We start from the raw sequence: 15,893 nt of genomic DNA, 5'->3' as shown, positions 1-15,893 counted from the left end.
TGCTATCAAAACCCTTTGATAATCTTTTTTAAGTCGGGCATGGGATATGGGATGATTGTGGCTGTTTTGGTAGGTGATGATTCAGCTTCGAGATCATCTGAGTCGTGGTCTGCCTCTTTCTTTGACACTTTGGTTGCTACTGACTCTTTTTTTGCCGTTTTTTCTACTTTTGAAGTGGGCACGTGATGATCAGCAGTGTCTTCGGCTTCCTCGCCGGCCTCGAACACGTCGTCCTCTAGTCCCAACCCTTCAGTGACTTCCTTCTCGACCCGGTGGCGCTCAGTGGCTGCTTTGGTGGGACTAGAGGCAACGCCTGGCACACCAACAACCTTGCTTTGGGCAATGTCTGAAAGAAGCTCCATGTATAGAATGACTGGATCGTCAAACTCAGAAACAATCAATAGCTTTTGAGCAATCAAGCTATTTATGGCTTTTCGGGTTTTTCGGCTATGCTTTGTACGAGACCATTTTGCAGCCGCTGTTAGAACCTCCATAAATGTGCCATCGGGCCAGTAGGCCTTCACCGTTCTCATATCGTGTTCATCTATCTCTATGATGATTTCTTTCCCTGAGAGCCAGGCAGACTCTCTCATGACGTCAGAAGAGTAGTGAACGCGGTCAATCTGAACATATGGCCTTATTCCACGTTTAGGGTAGCATCTGACAACCACCGACTCAGTGATATGGTAGTGAGCCATTTTAGCAATACGCTCCTGGAGGACAGTTCGAGGAAGGTAATGTCCGTTATTCTGTTGCATTTTTTGGCGAATGTATTCGATTGGTGACAGGAATCCGATCCCCTCGGAAGGAGTAGCATTACTGATGGCGAAATGATTAAAAGCCAATTCTTCTATATGGCTAGCATCCATCTTAAGGTCAGCTGAAATTTTGGCGCCGCCTTTGACTCTACCGAGTCCGGGCCCAGCTCCCGTAGTACTTGGTAACCGCTGGAATATCTCAGCAGCCAATGTCCCGAATGTCCTCTCCACATTCGGCCTGGCCTCGAAATGGCCGGGTGGGCCATAGCAAAGTGTATACCCAGTATTCTTACGAAGTGTCTCCGATACTGCACCGGCCAAGTTGGCTAACGCATTATCAGGCATCAGCACTGTTGGTACTGTGTGAGCCAGTTCGGGAAAGATCTCTGTTGGGAAGCCCATGTCTTCAGTCAATTTTATAGGAAGGGATGCTCTCTCCGGCCGAGGAAGATTTGACCTCAAACTTTCGGTCATCAGTCTTACCACATCGGAAGCACTAACCTCGCTACTGAACACAACTGAGAACCACCACACTGCTGTCGAAACCCGATCGACAAGAGCAATGATATTTATACGCTCCATCGAAACATAGCTTATCAAGCCATCTTGGTTTTCAAAACCTATTGAGAAGTGCGCATCAATATGATAGCTATCGATCTCTGCCGCTTCCATCATGTATTCATAGGTAAGCAGTGCGTCTTTACCACTACCTACTGCAAGATGTGCTTGGGCCGCTGCTTCGCCATTCACCAACACCCCGCGGTCAAAATTATGATCGAGAACCTTGTGTACAAACTGATTAACGCTTCTATATCCTAATAGCTTAGTGCCATAAGGCCATTCATCCTTTGGATGATCCTTGCGCTTAAGATAATTAATCATCAATTTGTGTACATGCTTCGGCTTAATGCGAAATTCGTAAACGGCTTTTTCATATTTCAACTTGAGAATCTTTCTAACCAACAGCTGCTCTAGCTCTGGATACCTTACCAGAAGATTAGAAAACGCCCCAGCATACCCTCCCTTACTTTCTGGAAGCTTTGCTTTAAGCGGGCTGATACGTGCATAACTTACCAATCGCGCATTTGGTATAAGCCCAGCATACCCCCTAACAAGGCCGTCGCTAGATGCAGAGAGGCATCTTTTAATCAGCCTATGCAGTTCGGCGCCGTTAATACTTGTAGTTTCTTTGATACCTAAAAGGGGTTCTCCGTCAGCATAAAGATCGACGGCCCTGACTCTATTCCGAAAGAGATATTCGGTATCAGTATCCATAAAAGCTGTTGACACCTGCGCCCAGGGTTGAGTCGATTTTATTGCCTGTTCAATCTCATGACGGCTTCTCTTGGCTGTCATTTGAGTTTCCAATAGCTATGATTGCCTAAAGCGCGCGTCTCCAAATCGATCTCCACCCCTCCTGCCAATATTTTTTCCGCCAATACTCCTAGAACAACCATAGGATCATGCCTGGACGTCGCCAACAGTAGTTGCTCCACGCGTCCTGCCTTTAGTGCTAAGAGGGTCAATTCGACAGCAGCAGTTACGACATCATGCCGGTGCTCCCGAATTTGAGAAGCGAATCCGATCATTTTCAAAACCCTAGTAGCTTTTTGTGCCTGCTGCCTTAGGGAATCTCCGAACAAGTCTTCAAATGTGCTGAAATACGCCTGACCACCTGATCCGAGCCGCCCATGAGCCAGATGAGCTTTTCCGATTTCGAATATGCCGGTAAGCGCAAGCAGACACGCCGCGAACGCTTCCTCGCCGAGATGGATCAGGTCGTGCCCTGGACAGGTCTACTGGGCCTGATCGAACCGTTCTACCCCAAGGCCGGCGGAGGCAGAAAACCTTATCCTCTGGAAACCATGCTGCGCATTCATCTGCTGCAGAACTGGTTCTCCCTGAGCGACCCGGCCATGGAAGAAGCGCTCTACGAAATCACGCCCATGCGCCAGTTTGCACGCCTGACCTTGAGCGCCCCGATACCTGAAGACACCACGATCATGAACTTCCGGCACCTGCTGGAAAAGCATCAACTGGCCCCTGCGATCCTCGCGGTCATCAACGGTTATCTGCAAGAGAAAGGCCTGTCCCTGCGCCAGGGCACCATCGTCGATGCCACCATCATTCATGCCCCTTGCTCGACCAAGAACGAGGAAGGAAAGCGTGATCCCGAGATGCATCAGACGAAGAAAGGTAACCAATACTTCTTCGGGATGAAGGCGCATATCGGCGCCGATGCGGAGTCGGGCCTGGTTCATCATGTTCATGGCACTGCGGCCAATGTGGCCGATGTCACGCAGGTCGCCGAACTGCTCCACGGCGAAGAAAACGCGGTGTATGCAGACGCGGGATACACCGGTGTCGAGAAGCGTGAAGAGCATGAAAATCGTGAGGTCATCTGGCAAATCGCTGCGCGGCGCAGCACGTATTCCAGGCTCAATAAACGCAGCGTGCTCTACAAGGCCAAGCGCAAGATCGAGTACTGCAAAGCTCAGACACGGGCCAAGGTCGAGCATCCGTTTCGCGTAATCAAGCGTCAGTTTGGCTACGTGAAAGTGCGCTTTCGTGGGCTGATGAAAAACACAGCTCAGCTGACCACGCTGTTCGCCCTGTCGAATCTGTGGATGGCTCGAAAACAGCTGATGGGTATGGGTGAGTTGCGCGTTTAACACGGAAAACCGGGCGGAAACGCCCTCAACGCGCGCTGCATCAGGCCATTTTCAGCAAATAGCGCTGGGTGCCGGGCAAATTGCGACTCGCCGCCGCTGCGCAGCAAGTTGATCGGAGCATCCTTAGGTGATCACTGTGGACTCTAATATGAGATATCTGACGTTCCTCCTTGACCGCTTTTCCTGGAAATAGTGCGAAGATAGCGACAGTGTTACGTACGACTCCACCATCACCCGCAGACAACACATGTGCCTGTATCTCGCCGTTTTGGAGTTCCACACGGATGATCTCACGCTTTCGGAATCCATCCTCACTCTCAAACTTAAGCTGTGCTTCATACCCAAAATGGAAACCTTTTATAGCTGGATCGGTTTCCAAATGAGTCAACCAGTAAACACATTCATTATTACTTGCCAACGCAACGTCTGATTTGGATTTTGGACTGTACGCCAACCAAATTGCGTTACGTGTATTTTTCCTCGCCCCGTGCGATTCCATGAGTTTACGGCGCAGCTTGGATTTAAGTGACGCCATTACCACCCCACAACGTTGTCAATGATAACCGTTCTGCCGAACTGCCCGCTTGGTTGCTTGGTTGCTTGGTTGCTTGGTTGCTTGGTTGCTTGGTTGCTTGGTTGCTAGCGACCATAGATCGAGACGCAACAGTAGCAAAATAATTTTTTAATCTAACGCGCATTCAAAATCTGCGAAGAGAGAATAACTAGATATATTTTCATGCATATTGAAACCCGAAAAGAATTGAGATCAATTCTTTAGAAAAACGTAAATTTCTCTGATTATTCAAACTATTTAGCGGTGTATTGTTATTAAATAAAATCATTCGTTTAGCCAGAGCATTTCTGGATGCTACTTAACGGGTTATGGGCAAACCCCTTACAATATGGGCGAATCGTCTAGACCACGCGCTCAAATCTTCCCAATTTAGGTCAAAACCACAGTACCCCACCACCGGCTTATGGTTTTCACAGTAGTAGCTTGTGCTTTCACCTTTATCAGTTGGCAAGCTTATTGCAGGCTTGCATTATGGCTTGCTGTGAAACCCGGTTCTGAGCGTTATCAGAGATCCAACTTACACCGCTCAATGTGCCAATCTGCTTGAGATTTTTTCTCTGCGCTTTTTTGGACACAGCCACCAAGCCGGTCTGACGATTTTGAGATACCGCGCTTAGCCGCACCCGCCACCCTACCGCTGAGATTTTCTCTGGCTGCATCGACGACCTGTCAGCGGGCGCGATGCTGCGCGCTCGCTTTGTTTTTTGGTCTTTTCACTGGCTTGGGAACCTACGTACCGACTGATCGCTCACCTTTCGAACGAGGTCGGGGCCGCCCGCACGTGCTACTCCTTGATCTCGACCAGTCGATTTGGCGGGGATTGACTAGGTTTCTAGAGATCAGAGGCGGCGTATTCGCGCTTGGACAGGCGTACGGCATGCACGGCTGAGGCGGCCGACGCCAGCAAGCTTAATGGTCTTGGCCCAGTCTCAGTCCACACGCATCTTCACTCTTTACTGCATGCCTGCTCCATTTCTAATCTTTACTGCAGAGCTTCTCCATTTCGATTATTTGCTGCATTCATTCTCCATTTCCACTCTTTACTGACAAAAAAAGGTGCAGTAAACGGCTGACACAAACTACATCTGCGTGTAGGTCATTGCGATATATTATTGATTTTTAGGTGCTTTATATTTTATGGCCGTTTACTAATGTTTACTTCCGAGTACTAAGGCTTCTGCCGGCACATGCCAACCAACCTCGAGTTAAATCTGAGCGAAACCGCCACCTGCAAAACTCCAACCCCAGTCACGAAGCTGCTTTCTTTTTACGCCAGGAGCAACGTCGCCGTGATGAGTTTTCCCAGCTTGCAGATCGCAGCTCCGTGATAAACGCTCAATCATTCCGTCGACGATGGCGTCGGTCTGATCCGCTTAAGCGACACCAAGTCCAGGCAGGTTGTTCGGATCGGTCTTGGTGAAAGTACGCTTACGCGAATGCCCGTATCTCTCCAAATCAGCGCCAGGTTCCTTGCAAAACTATGCGGTGCTGCCTCGGTGTTGTGAACGCTGAATACCAGCGTACCGATGCCTGCCATCGTTGAGCCGGCCGGAATATCGAGCCGCCTGCACAAATCAGACAAGGTTTTACCAAGTGGACGGCGCGCCTTCGACGCTTATATCAACGGTGGATCAAAGAACCCCTCGGTGATCCAATTGACTGGCTTTAAATACCCAAACCCTGCGCCAGCGAACAGGAGATGAATATAATCCTTGTCTGATTAATTTGCGTGTAGATACGGTGACTCACCGCCCAATTCAATCTACCGTCGTCCAACAATAACAAGCTGTTCACTGTCTACAGCAATATCTGAAGCAAGCCAGTAAAGACGCCACTATTGCCATCGACGAAAATTCTAATCACCTTCACATCTGCTTATGGCAGCTTTCAAAGGAGGGTTAAGGCTCATATATACCTCCAGAACAACCACCCTCGCCCAGCCTTAACCTCCCTTCTAATTAATAACTCAACTAAACAGTCATTTAGTTGAGTTATCCATCAACCGTTGACGATCAACTCTGAGGCGACTTTTCTCAGCATAAAGGTCTCGCGCTGTATCGACTGACCCATCGAGGACTCCTGGCGCTCCATAACAGCCTCATTATGGGCGATGGCTTCAGTTACGCTGATCCACACGGGTCGCATTCCATTGGCTATTTCATGGCTTTCCATTCTCACGGGCGCTAACTGGTGCGCGACTTCGCACAGATAAAAATGCGAGGTCATGTGCATCAGGTCATACTCAGGCTTCCGATAAGGCCGATACTCTTCGATGTAACCATAATGCTGGAGCACCTGAATTTCGCGAGCGCCCGTCTCTTCTTCAAGTTCACGCTTCAGCCCTGTAACAACGTCCTCGTCTGCATCAAGGCCGCCTCCGGGAAAACTGAAGTCGTTATAGCGTTCAGTGAATAGTAATAGGATTTGTTCATCTCTCAGTACAATGCCGCGTGCCGCATGACGTCGGAATATCCTGCCCTGCGTGGACTTCAGTTCGGGATGAATGATTTCGGTAATGAGTTGCATGGGATCTTCATTTCAAGTGAGCTGGAGAGTACAAATCAGTTGTCTGCCTGACCGGCGCAACCTTTATCGCTCTTCAAAGCGAACCGATGCGGTCGAGTTCGGCCTTGAGCTGGTCGTTGCTGATAGTCTCCAGCGGCAACGCAAGAAACGCCGCCACACGCTCGCGAATTTTGGTGAGTGTGCTTTCAAACGCTGCGGTGATCTCGGCTTCCGCTCCAGACACTTCGGACGGATCAGCCAAGCCCCAGTGCGCCTTCACAGCGGGCCCGAAAAAGATTGGGCAGGTCTCACCCGCAGCCCTGTCACAGACGGTGATCACGATGTCTGGAGGTGAGCCTTCAAAAGCGTCCGAAGCCTTGCTGCTCAAGCCTTTGGTGGAAATGCCCGCTGCCTCAAGGGTTCGCAAAGCGCGTTTATTCACCTGGCCACTGGGAAAACTTCCCGAGCTGACCGCTTCCAGGCCTGGATGCGCCAGATGGTTAAAAAGCGCCTCGGACAGGATGCTGCGACAGCTATTGTGGGTGCACATGAACAACACTTTCATCGTTGTATACCTTGAGTCAGAACCTGAGACGCAATACCGAGGCACCCGCCTTTCTTCCATCCAATCCTATGCCATTCGTATAACAGGAAATCAACGGCTGTGATTGCCGAGCGTGCGCAGATCCTCCAGCAATCGAACAAATTCGACAACGGCTGGAGCCATTGCTTGTTCCGTACGAGTGATCAGCCCGATCTGGCGTACAACACCCGGATGATCCACTGGCACTTTGCTCAGGTCTCCCCGCCCATCGTCCGCTGACTCCGGAAGAAGCGTAACGCCCTGCCCCTGCCTGACCAAGGCCAGGACGGTAGACATGTAATTGGCTTCCAGCCCCGCAGATAAAGGCAGTTGCTCGTCAGCAAACACTCGCTCGACCAGATCGCGAACGCTGCTTTCCCTGCCGGTAAGAACGATCGGGAAACCCGCTATCTCGCTCAGTCTCACTGCGGGACGCTTCGCCAGTGGATGGTCTTTTGGAGCGAACAGGCACAAACGGTCTTCCAGGATGGCGTTGAACTCCAGCCCGTGGGTGGGCCGAACCTGTACGCCTAACCCGAAATCCACTTCGCGCTCCATGACAAGCGTATCGATTCTTTGCGCGACGACATCCCGCAGCCTGACCTCGACACCGGGAAACCGCTCGCGAAACGTTTTCAACACTGCAGGCAGTACGCCGGAACACAGTGACGGCAAGGCGGCGATGGTGATCAAGCCGCGTCGTGAGGCCGCAATGTCCCGTGCAGCGTTAACGATGTTGTCCAGATCCAGCAGCAGTTTCTCCATGGGCAACAGCGCATTTTGGCCGGCGCCGGTCAAGCAGACATGGCGTGGGCTTCGTTCCAGCAAGGCAACGCCGAGCCAATCCTCCAGTTGCTGGATTTGTACGGTCAGTGCAGACGGCGACAAGTTGAGGGCGGCTGCAGCCTTGGAAAAATTGCCGGTCTGAGCCACTGACAGAAAGGCGCGGATGTGCTGGATCGAATTCTTCATTTTGTTTTTCCGAACAAGACCCACTGAATATTTCAATTCACAGAGCATAGCGTCGTTGCTATTACTCTTGCAAAACAACAATAGGGTGTCTCGTCGCTACCGCGCACAGGGATGCCAAAGAGGATCAGCCTATGCTCGCCACAGTTGGTGTGATAACCATCCTTGCCATGCTCGTCAGCATTATGAGCAAACGCATATCTCCCCTGGTTGCATTGATCGCCCTTCCGATCATCGCCGCCCTCCTCGCTGGTTTTGGTCTGCAAACCAGTGGCTTCATCATTACAGGCATCAAGAATGTTGCGCCCGTAGTCGGGATGTTTGTCTTTGCCATCCTCTTCTTCGGCATCATGACGGATGCCGGCATGCTCGATCCGATCATAGACCGCATCCTCAAACGGGTCGGTACACGGCCAACCCGCATCGTCATGGGCACCGCACTGCTGGCGCTGTTGGTGCATCTGGACGGCTCCGGTGCAGTGACCTTTCTCGTGACCATTCCCGCAATGCTGCCGTTATATACACGGCTTGGCATGGATAAACGCATACTGGCGTGCGTGACGGCGATGGCTGCGGGTGTCAACTTCCTGCCCTGGACGGGCCCGGTGCTGCGCTCCTCCGCCGCCCTTCACGTACCGGTTTCGGATCTGTTTCAGCCGCTCATTCCGGTGCAGATCGTCGGACTGATCTTCGTCTTCACCTGCGCGTTTTTCCTCGGACGGCGCGAAGAGCGACGCCTGGGTCTGGGCCCCGACAACCTTGATGTAAAACCCCACCAACGCGTGCTCAGCGATGCCGAGCGTGAGCTGCGCAAGCCTCGGTTGTTTTGGGTCAACCTGCTGCTGACGCTGTTGGTGATGGGCGTGATGATCGCGGGGGTTGTAGACCCGGTGGTGATGTTCATGCTCGGCACCGTGATTGCGTTGTGCATCAACTACCCTGCCGTGGACGCACAGCGGGCGCGTATCGACGCTCACGCGAAAACGGCGCTGACCATGGCCAGTATTCTGCTGGCTGCCGGGGTGTTCACGGGAATCATGCAAGGCACCGGGATGCTGAAGGCAATGGCCGAAGTGGCCGTGGGCCAGATTCCGGCCGGGCACGGCAAGCTGATCCCGGTCGTCGTAGGCTTTCTATCCATGCCCTTGAGCCTGCTTTTCGATCCGGACTCCTTCTACTTCGGCATCATGCCCGTGGTCGCCGAGGTCGGCAAAGCGCTCGGCGTTGACCCGATGCAGGTCGCTCAAGCGTCGCTGCTTGGCGTACATACCACCGGATTCCCGGTCAGCCCGTTGACGCCAGCGACCTTTCTGCTGGTCGGCCTGTGCAAGATCGAGCTGGCCGACCACCAGCGCTTCACTATCCCTTTCCTGTTTGCGGCCTCGGTCATCATGACCCTGACCGCTATGGTCATAGGAGTTTTCTGAATGAAAACAATACGGATTGGTTCAGGTGCCGGTTATTCCGGCGACCGCATCGAGCCGGCGATCGAGCTGGCCGAGCATGGGCAACTGGATTACCTGGTATTCGAATGCCTCGCAGAACGTACCATTGCGCTGGCACAGCAGTCGCGGCTGGTAGATCCGGCGGCTGGCTACGATCCATTGCTGAGCGAGCGCATGCGCCGGGTCTTGCCCTTTGTAGGCAAAGGCGCTGACGGCACGCGACGCCGCTTGCGAATCATCACCAACATGGGAGCTGCAAATCCGCTTGGCGCTGCTAGCGAAATACGCCGGATAGCGGCTGAGCTTGGCCTGACCGGCTTGAAAGTCGCAGCGCTGACAGGCGATGACGTGCTCTCAGCCCTGCTGCAGCAGCCCGATCAAATCCTCGACAACGGCAGGTCTCTGCGATCCCTCGGCGACAGACTCATTTCGGCCAATGCCTACCTGGGCGCGGAAGGAATCATCCAGGCTTTGCGTGCCGATGCTGACGTGATCGTTACCGGAAGGGTCGCTGATCCTTCACTGTTTCTCGCACCGCAAATATTCGAGTTCGGCTGGGCCGAGGACGACTGGGCATTGCTGGGCCGCGGAACGCTGGTCGGGCATTTGCTCGAATGCGCCGGCCAGGTCAGCGGCGGCTATTTCGCGGACCCGGGCTTTAAAGACGTCCCGGACCTCGACCGCCTGGGCTTCCCGCTGGCCGAAATAGATGCGGCAGGCAACGCTGTCATCAGCAAAGTGGCGGGCTCCGGTGGCCGCATTGATACCGCCACCTGCACCGAGCAAATGCTGTACGAAGTGCACGACCCTGCCGCCTACCTGACGCCCGATGTCAGCGCGGATTTCACCCATGCTGCCTTCGAATCCATCGCGAGAGACGAAGTACGCGTTCAGGGGGCGGACGGACATGCACGTCCCGAGACGTTGAAGGTGTCAGTAGGTTTTCTCGATGGCTGGATCGGCGAAGGACAAATGTCCTACGGCGGCCCCGGCGCGCTGGCTCGCGGACAGTTGGCGAAGGACATCGTGCTCAAACGCCTGGCCCTGACCGGCGTGGCATGCGAGGACATTCGAGCCGAACTGATCGGCGTTAACGCCTTGCATGGAAGTCACCTGGGCACGCGCGCCGAGGGCGAGCCCTGGGAGGTACGTCTTCGGGTCGCCGCGCGTTGCGTGGACAAAAGCGATGCGGTACGCGTCGGCAATGAAGTGGAAACCCTCTACACCAACGGCCCGTACGGAGGCGGCGGTGCGAGCAAGTCCGTCCGCCAGATCGTCGCGGTGGCGTCACTGTTTGTGCCCAGGGACCAAGTCAACCTGCACGTGCACCTGGAGGATCTGGCATGAACACCACCAAACTGCGGGACATCGCGCACACGCGTACCGGCGATAAGGGTGACGTCTCGAATATCTCCATCGTTGCCTTTCACATCGACGATTATCCACGTCTGGCTGAGCTGCTCACGGTGGAACGGGTTACTGAACACTTCGCCGAACTGCTGGACCTGAACGGACCACCGGTACGGCGCTACGAACTGCCACGTGTAGGCGCGCTCAACTTCGTCCTGCCCGGCATTCTGCGTGGCGGAGTCACGCGGTCACTGGCGCTCGATGCCCACGGCAAGGCTCTGGGGGCCGCCCTGCTCGATCTGGACCTGGAATGGCGAGCCGCTTCACCCGATTCGACACTCCGGTCGGCAATCTAGCGGCGCACTTTGGCGCACCCTGCACGCATTGATGCAACAAATCCGTACCCGCTGAAAAATTGGTTCACCCACCGGCGAACCAATCCCCTCTCCGTGCCGCGGACCAACCAGACGGACCTTTGAACATTGGCCCGCCAGTCTTGATCCGCGGCAGCCGCTGGCCATCTTGCCGGACAAAATTGAGCGAACCAATTTTCATTGGCATCGCTCTTGCACCAGCCCCTTTGCCTTGAACCCCTGCCTGCGGGCAGCTCAGGGCCTCTTTTTTCGGTCTGGTGCGAGTACCACGATGCAAAGGTTCGACCCTGACATTCCCATCGACAACGCTTCGAAACTGGCGCTGGATGCGTTGCGCCAGATCGTTGCCCAGCATGCTGCCTTCCCCCAGCGGGCACTGCCTACCGAGCGGGATCTGGCGGCCGATTTCGGACTTAGCCGACGCGCAGTTCGTCGCGCCCTGTCGGTGCTGGAAGCCGAAGGCCAGGTCTGGCGCCGGCAAGGTAAAGGGACCTTTGTCGGACCTACGCCCCCTAGTGCCGCCATGAGCTTCGCGCGGCTCTCCGGCCGGACCAATTTCACCGAGGTCATGGAGGCGCGTCTGCACCTGGAGCCAGCGCTTGCCTCACTGGCAGCGGTACGGGCCAATGGTGAGCAGATGGCGATTCTGCGCCGCCTTGCCGAGCGCACCACTCGCCAGCAGGTCGCCGAGCAGAGCGATGCCGAGGGCATCGAGCTGTGGGACAGCGCCCTGCACCGCGCCATTGCCGAAGCAGCGGGCAATCGGCTGATGCTGGACATCTTCGAAATGCTCGACGCGATCCGCCTCGACCCCGCCTGGCGCGATTTGCGTCATCGGGCGCGCAATGCCGACCGCCTCGACACGTACAGCCACGATCACGACGACATCGTCAGCGCCATTGAAAGCCGCGATCCGATCAAGGCCGCCACGGCCATGCGCGGCCATTTGCGTGCACTGCAACAGGCCCTGAACACCGTCATCAACCAAGACCTGGAGGCCAGCCTATGAGCGCCAATGCCCACCTCACAGAAAACGGCGACGGCACGGTGCTCAGCATCAGCGACCTGACCGTGCGCTTTGCCGGTGCGCCCGCCAATGTTGTCGACGGCGTGTCGTTTTCCGTCAAACGCGGCAAGACCCTGGCCATCGTCGGCGAGTCCGGTTGTGGCAAGAGCGTGACCTCAATGGGCCTGATGGGCCTGTTGCCGTCAACGGCCAGGGTCGGCGCGAGCGATTCGCTGCTGATCGATGAAGCCTTGCTGGGCATGTCCGAAGAGCGCCTGCTGGATGTGCGCGGTAACCGCATGGCGATGATCTTTCAGGAGCCGATGACCTCTCTCAATCCGGTCTTCACCATCGGCGAGCAGATCGCTGAAAGTGTGATGCGTCATCAGGGCCTTTCCGACAAGGCTGCCCGCCAGCGGGCTCTGGACATGCTGGAAAAGGTCCGGGTGCCGGACGCTCGCCAGCGGCTGGACGCCTACCCGCATGAACTCTCCGGTGGCATGCGTCAACGGGCCATGATTGCCATGGCACTGGCCAATGACCCGGCGCTGATCATCGCGGACGAACCGACTACGGCGCTGGACGTCACCATTCAGGCGCAAATTCTCTCGCTGATCGCCAACCTGCAGACCGAGACCGGCACAGCGATGATTCTGATCACCCACGATCTGGGCGTAGTCGCCGAAGTCGCCGATGACGTCATGGTCATGTACGCCGGACGCGTCGTGGAGAGCGGCCCGGTGAAAACCCTGTTCGACGATCCGCAGCATCCATACACCATCGGCCTGATGGGCTCGATGCCCTCTATCGGTCCTCGTGAAGGCCGCCTGGCAACGATTAACGGCCGGGTACCGACGCCGGCGGAAATGCCCGGCGGTTGCCGTTTCGCCGGGCGCTGCCCGTTTGTGATCCAGCAATGCAGAGACGAACGCCCGCCGCTGCTTGAGTTGTCTCCCGGACACTTCGCCGCGTGCATTCGTGCGCCTTTGGAACAGCATGTGGGAGTCAGTGCGTGAATCTTTCCAAACCAGACACCGCCGGGCGCGTCAGCCCCGACAGCAACGCGCAGAAACCCATTCTGGAAGGCATCGGCCTGAGCAAGCACTTCGCCGTGGAAAGCGGTCTTTTACAGCCGAAGAAGCCGCCGGTACAGGCCGTCAATGAGGTCAACCTGTCAGTCCGCAAGGGTGAGACGCTGGCATTAGTAGGCGAGTCCGGCTCGGGTAAATCCACCCTTGGCCGCCTGCTGCTCAACCTGCTGCAACCGACTGCGGGTGACGTGATTTACGAGGGCCGCAACCTGGCCAACCTGACGCCGGAAAAGCTGCGTCAGGTACGCCGTGATTTGCAGATCATCTTTCAGGACCCGTTCGCCTCGCTGAATCCACGCATGACCGTGGAATCCATCGTTGGCGAACCGATCTGGCTGCACAGCCAGGCCAGCCGCAGCGACCGTCAGGCCAGAGTGGCCGAGTTGTTGCGTACAGTAGGTCTGGCTCCAGAGCACGGAGGTCGGCATCCCCATGAGTTCTCCGGCGGTCAGCGCCAGCGCATCGGCATTGCCCGTGCACTGGCTTCCGAGCCACGCTTGATCCTCGGTGACGAGCCGGTCTCGGCGCTGGACGTTTCGGTGCAGGCGCAAGTGGTCAACCTGCTCGAAGACCTCAAGCATCAATTCGGCCTGACCCTGGTGATTGTTGCCCATGGTCTGGCCGTGATTCGCCACATGAGCGACCGCGTGGCGGTGATGTACCTGGGTGAAATCGTCGAACTGGCGCCGGTCGACGCGCTGTTCGAAAACCCTTTGCACCCTTATACCCAGGCGCTGATGGCCGCCGTGCCGGTCAGCCACCCTGACCTGCGCCAGCCGCGCCCACTACTCGGCGGCGACATGCCCAGCCCCAGCCGCCCGCCTTCGGGCTGCCGCTTTCATACCCGTTGCCCACACGCCCGTGCGCTGTGCAAGGACGCTGCGCCGGTCATGGAAACAGTCGAGGCCGAACGCCAGGTCGCCTGCCACTTCTGGCGTGAAATCGCCAACGCAGGCAGCGCCACGCTGATCCTTCCGACACCCAGCGCTGCCTACACGCAGCGCCTGAATCTGTTCAAGCACCATCAATCCCTTGCAGTGGAGAGCCAGCCATGAAAATCGCACGCGTCGTAACAGGAACCTTGTTATTGCTGGCCGCCAACGCTGCCTTTGCCGAATCGACGTTGCGCATCGGCATCCAGGACGACCCAGATGTGCTTGATCCGCATCGTTCGCGCACCTACTCCGGTCGCCTGGTGTACACCGCGCTGTGCGACAAACTGGTGGACGTGAATCCGGATCTGACCTACTCGCCACAACTGGCCACCGCCTGGAACTGGAGCGAAGACGGTAAAACCCTGACCATGACGCTGCGCGAAGGCGTGACGTACCACGATGGCGAACCTTTTGATGCTGCCTCGGTGAAGTTCAACCTCGACCGCGCCCGCACCCTCCCCGACTCGCTGCGCAAAAGCGAGCTGGCCTCGGTGGATAGCGTCGAGGTGATCGACGCAAAAACCGTCGCCATCAAGCTCAAGCAAGCCGACGCCACGCTGGTTTCGCAACTGTCGGACCGCGCCGGGATGATGCTCGCGCCAAAAGCTGCGCAGGGCGAGTTCGCCTCCAACCCGGTCTGCTCCGGCCCTTACAAATTTGTCCAGCGCGTGCAGCAGGATCGAATCGTGCTGGAGCGTTTTGGCAATTACTGGAATAAACAGGCGTATCACTTCGACAAAGTCGTATTCCTGCCGATTCCGGACACCTCGGTGCGCCTGGCCAACCTGCGCTCCGGCGACCTGGACATCATCGAGCGTGTTGCGCCAACCGATGTGAAAACCGTCAAGGGCGACAGCAAGCTGGCGATCTACAACACTCCCGGGCTGGGCTACATGCAGCTGATGTTCAACATCGGTAACGGGGAAAAAGCCAACTCGCCGATGGGCAAGGACAAGCGCGTACGCAAAGCGTTTGAGCTGTCCATCGACCGCGACGCCATCAACCAGGTGGTGTTCGAGGGCCTGTACGCGCCAAGCGCTCAGCCGTTCCCGAAAAACAGCCCGTATTACGACAAGGACCTGCCGATCCCGGCTCGCGATGTCGAGAAAAGCAAGGCGCTGCTGGCTCAGGCCGGCGTGAAACTGCCGTTGGCGGTGGACCTGAAAGTGGCCAACAACCCTATCGCGCAACAGGTCGGGCAGATCATTCAGGCCATGGCTGAAGAAGCGGGCTTCAAGGTCAACCTGATTGCCACTGAATACGCGACGATGCTCAGCGAACAGGCGAGCGGAAACTTCCAGATCGGCATGAGCGCCTGGTCGGGCCGTCCTGATCCGGATGGCGATATCCATCAGTTCGTAACCTGCAAAGGCGGCCAGAACGACGGCAAGTACTGCAACGCCAGGCTCGACGAACTGCTCAACAAGGCGCGCACCGTGAACGACGTTGCACAACGCCAGGCACTGTACAACGACGCGCTGCGCTTGCTGGCCGATGAAGTACCGACCGCTTACCTGTATTTCGACCCGCGAATCATTGCCATGCGTAACAACGTGACCGGTTTCGTCCCTAACCCGGACGGTCTGATTCGTCTGAACAATGTCGCGTTCAAGCCATGACTGACGGGCGCA

Annotated in this window: 13 protein-coding genes; 8 read left to right on the top strand and 5 right to left on the bottom strand. The window is 56.0% G+C overall.

Features of this window, described 5'->3' with window-relative positions; all coding sequences use genetic code 11:
• Positions 1-5: 5 nt before the first annotated feature.
• Positions 6-2,114, bottom strand: a complete 2,109-nt coding sequence (locus JOE33_RS00355; protein WP_010434553.1) for a hypothetical protein — start codon at positions 2,112-2,114, stop codon at positions 6-8.
• Positions 2,115-2,449: 335 nt separating this feature from the next.
• Here JOE33_RS00355 and JOE33_RS00350 point away from each other — a divergent pair, with 335 nt between their 5' ends.
• Positions 2,450-3,430: an IS5 family transposase gene (locus JOE33_RS00350; protein WP_105223850.1), complete on the top strand. Its 981-nt coding sequence runs from the start codon at positions 2,450-2,452 to the stop codon at positions 3,428-3,430.
• A 40-nt stretch (positions 3,431-3,470) separates the two neighbouring features.
• On the opposite strand, the gene JOE33_RS00345 is transcribed toward JOE33_RS00350, so the two are convergent.
• From JOE33_RS00345 to JOE33_RS00330, 4 genes are all read right to left on the bottom strand, one after another.
• Positions 3,471-3,965, bottom strand: a complete 495-nt coding sequence (locus JOE33_RS00345) for a hypothetical protein (RefSeq protein ID WP_209924003.1) — start codon at positions 3,963-3,965, stop codon at positions 3,471-3,473.
• A gap of 2,037 nt (positions 3,966-6,002) precedes the next feature.
• Positions 6,003-6,530 (bottom strand): NUDIX domain-containing protein, encoded by a 528-nt coding sequence (locus JOE33_RS00340; RefSeq protein WP_054994120.1) that lies wholly within the window; start codon positions 6,528-6,530, stop codon positions 6,003-6,005.
• A 73-nt stretch (positions 6,531-6,603) separates the two neighbouring features.
• On the bottom strand, positions 6,604-7,074 hold the full coding sequence (locus JOE33_RS00335) for an arsenate reductase ArsC (RefSeq protein WP_187625760.1): 471 nt from the start codon (positions 7,072-7,074) through the stop codon (positions 6,604-6,606).
• 90 nt (positions 7,075-7,164) lie between these two features.
• The gene (locus tag JOE33_RS00330; RefSeq protein WP_187625796.1) at positions 7,165-8,064 is read right to left on the bottom strand and encodes a LysR family transcriptional regulator; all 900 of its coding nucleotides are present in this window, start codon (positions 8,062-8,064) and stop codon (positions 7,165-7,167) included.
• Positions 8,065-8,195: 131 nt separating this feature from the next.
• On the opposite strand from JOE33_RS00330, the gene JOE33_RS00325 reads away from it, so the two are divergent.
• From JOE33_RS00325 to JOE33_RS00295, 7 genes are all read left to right on the top strand, one after another.
• A complete protein-coding gene (locus JOE33_RS00325) occupies positions 8,196-9,488 on the top strand; it encodes a citrate:proton symporter (RefSeq protein WP_187625761.1) in 1,293 nt (430 codons plus the stop codon).
• Complete coding sequence (locus JOE33_RS00320) at positions 9,489-10,853, top strand: acyclic terpene utilization AtuA family protein (RefSeq protein ID WP_187625762.1); 1,365 nt, start codon at positions 9,489-9,491, stop codon at positions 10,851-10,853. It begins immediately after the preceding gene.
• Positions 10,850-11,212: a hypothetical protein gene (locus tag JOE33_RS00315; protein ID WP_096130145.1), complete on the top strand. Its 363-nt coding sequence runs from the start codon at positions 10,850-10,852 to the stop codon at positions 11,210-11,212. Before JOE33_RS00320 ends, JOE33_RS00315 begins: the two co-directional genes overlap by 4 nt.
• Before the next feature lie 289 nt (positions 11,213-11,501).
• Entirely contained in the window at positions 11,502-12,239 is a 738-nt protein-coding gene (locus JOE33_RS00310) for an FCD domain-containing protein (protein WP_010436236.1), read from the top strand.
• Positions 12,236-13,252, top strand: coding sequence for an ABC transporter ATP-binding protein (locus JOE33_RS00305; RefSeq protein WP_054994127.1), 1,017 nt, complete (start codon positions 12,236-12,238; stop codon positions 13,250-13,252). The genes JOE33_RS00310 and JOE33_RS00305 overlap by 4 nt, the downstream gene beginning before the upstream one ends.
• A complete protein-coding gene (locus JOE33_RS00300; RefSeq protein WP_096138962.1) occupies positions 13,249-14,382 on the top strand; it encodes an oligopeptide/dipeptide ABC transporter ATP-binding protein in 1,134 nt (377 codons plus the stop codon). Before JOE33_RS00305 ends, JOE33_RS00300 begins: the two co-directional genes overlap by 4 nt.
• Positions 14,379-15,881, top strand: coding sequence for an ABC transporter substrate-binding protein (locus JOE33_RS00295; protein ID WP_010436232.1), 1,503 nt, complete (start codon positions 14,379-14,381; stop codon positions 15,879-15,881). The genes JOE33_RS00300 and JOE33_RS00295 overlap by 4 nt, the downstream gene beginning before the upstream one ends.
• Positions 15,882-15,893: the final 12 nt, after the last annotated feature.

Source organism: Pseudomonas sp. PvP027 (genome assembly GCF_017833005.1).
Taxonomy (GTDB): domain Bacteria; phylum Pseudomonadota; class Gammaproteobacteria; order Pseudomonadales; family Pseudomonadaceae; genus Aquipseudomonas; species Aquipseudomonas congelans.
The sequence above is the reverse complement of the archived record's forward strand: the minus strand, read 5'-3'. Positions and strand labels throughout refer to the sequence as shown.

Excerpts from the sequence above, each read along its gene's own strand:
- JOE33_RS00305 (WP_054994127.1), top strand. The coding sequence starts at position 12,236 with ATGAGCGCCAATGCCCACCTCACAGAAAACGGCGACGGCACGGTGCTC.
- JOE33_RS00320 (WP_187625762.1), top strand. The coding sequence starts at position 9,489 with ATGAAAACAATACGGATTGGTTCAGGTGCCGGTTATTCCGGCGACCGC.
- JOE33_RS00335 (WP_187625760.1), bottom strand. The coding sequence starts at position 7,074 with ATGAAAGTGTTGTTCATGTGCACCCACAATAGCTGTCGCAGCATCCTG.
- JOE33_RS00340 (WP_054994120.1), bottom strand. The coding sequence starts at position 6,530 with ATGCAACTCATTACCGAAATCATTCATCCCGAACTGAAGTCCACGCAG.
- JOE33_RS00310 (WP_010436236.1), top strand. The coding sequence starts at position 11,502 with ATGCAAAGGTTCGACCCTGACATTCCCATCGACAACGCTTCGAAACTG.
- JOE33_RS00355 (WP_010434553.1), bottom strand. The coding sequence starts at position 2,114 with ATGACAGCCAAGAGAAGCCGTCATGAGATTGAACAGGCAATAAAATCG.
- JOE33_RS00330 (WP_187625796.1), bottom strand. The coding sequence starts at position 8,064 with ATGAAGAATTCGATCCAGCACATCCGCGCCTTTCTGTCAGTGGCTCAG.
- JOE33_RS00345 (WP_209924003.1), bottom strand. The coding sequence starts at position 3,965 with ATGGCGTCACTTAAATCCAAGCTGCGCCGTAAACTCATGGAATCGCAC.
- JOE33_RS00315 (WP_096130145.1), top strand. The coding sequence starts at position 10,850 with ATGAACACCACCAAACTGCGGGACATCGCGCACACGCGTACCGGCGAT.
- JOE33_RS00295 (WP_010436232.1), top strand. The coding sequence starts at position 14,379 with ATGAAAATCGCACGCGTCGTAACAGGAACCTTGTTATTGCTGGCCGCC.
- JOE33_RS00325 (WP_187625761.1), top strand. The coding sequence starts at position 8,196 with ATGCTCGCCACAGTTGGTGTGATAACCATCCTTGCCATGCTCGTCAGC.
- JOE33_RS00350 (WP_105223850.1), top strand. The coding sequence starts at position 2,450 with ATGAGCCAGATGAGCTTTTCCGATTTCGAATATGCCGGTAAGCGCAAG.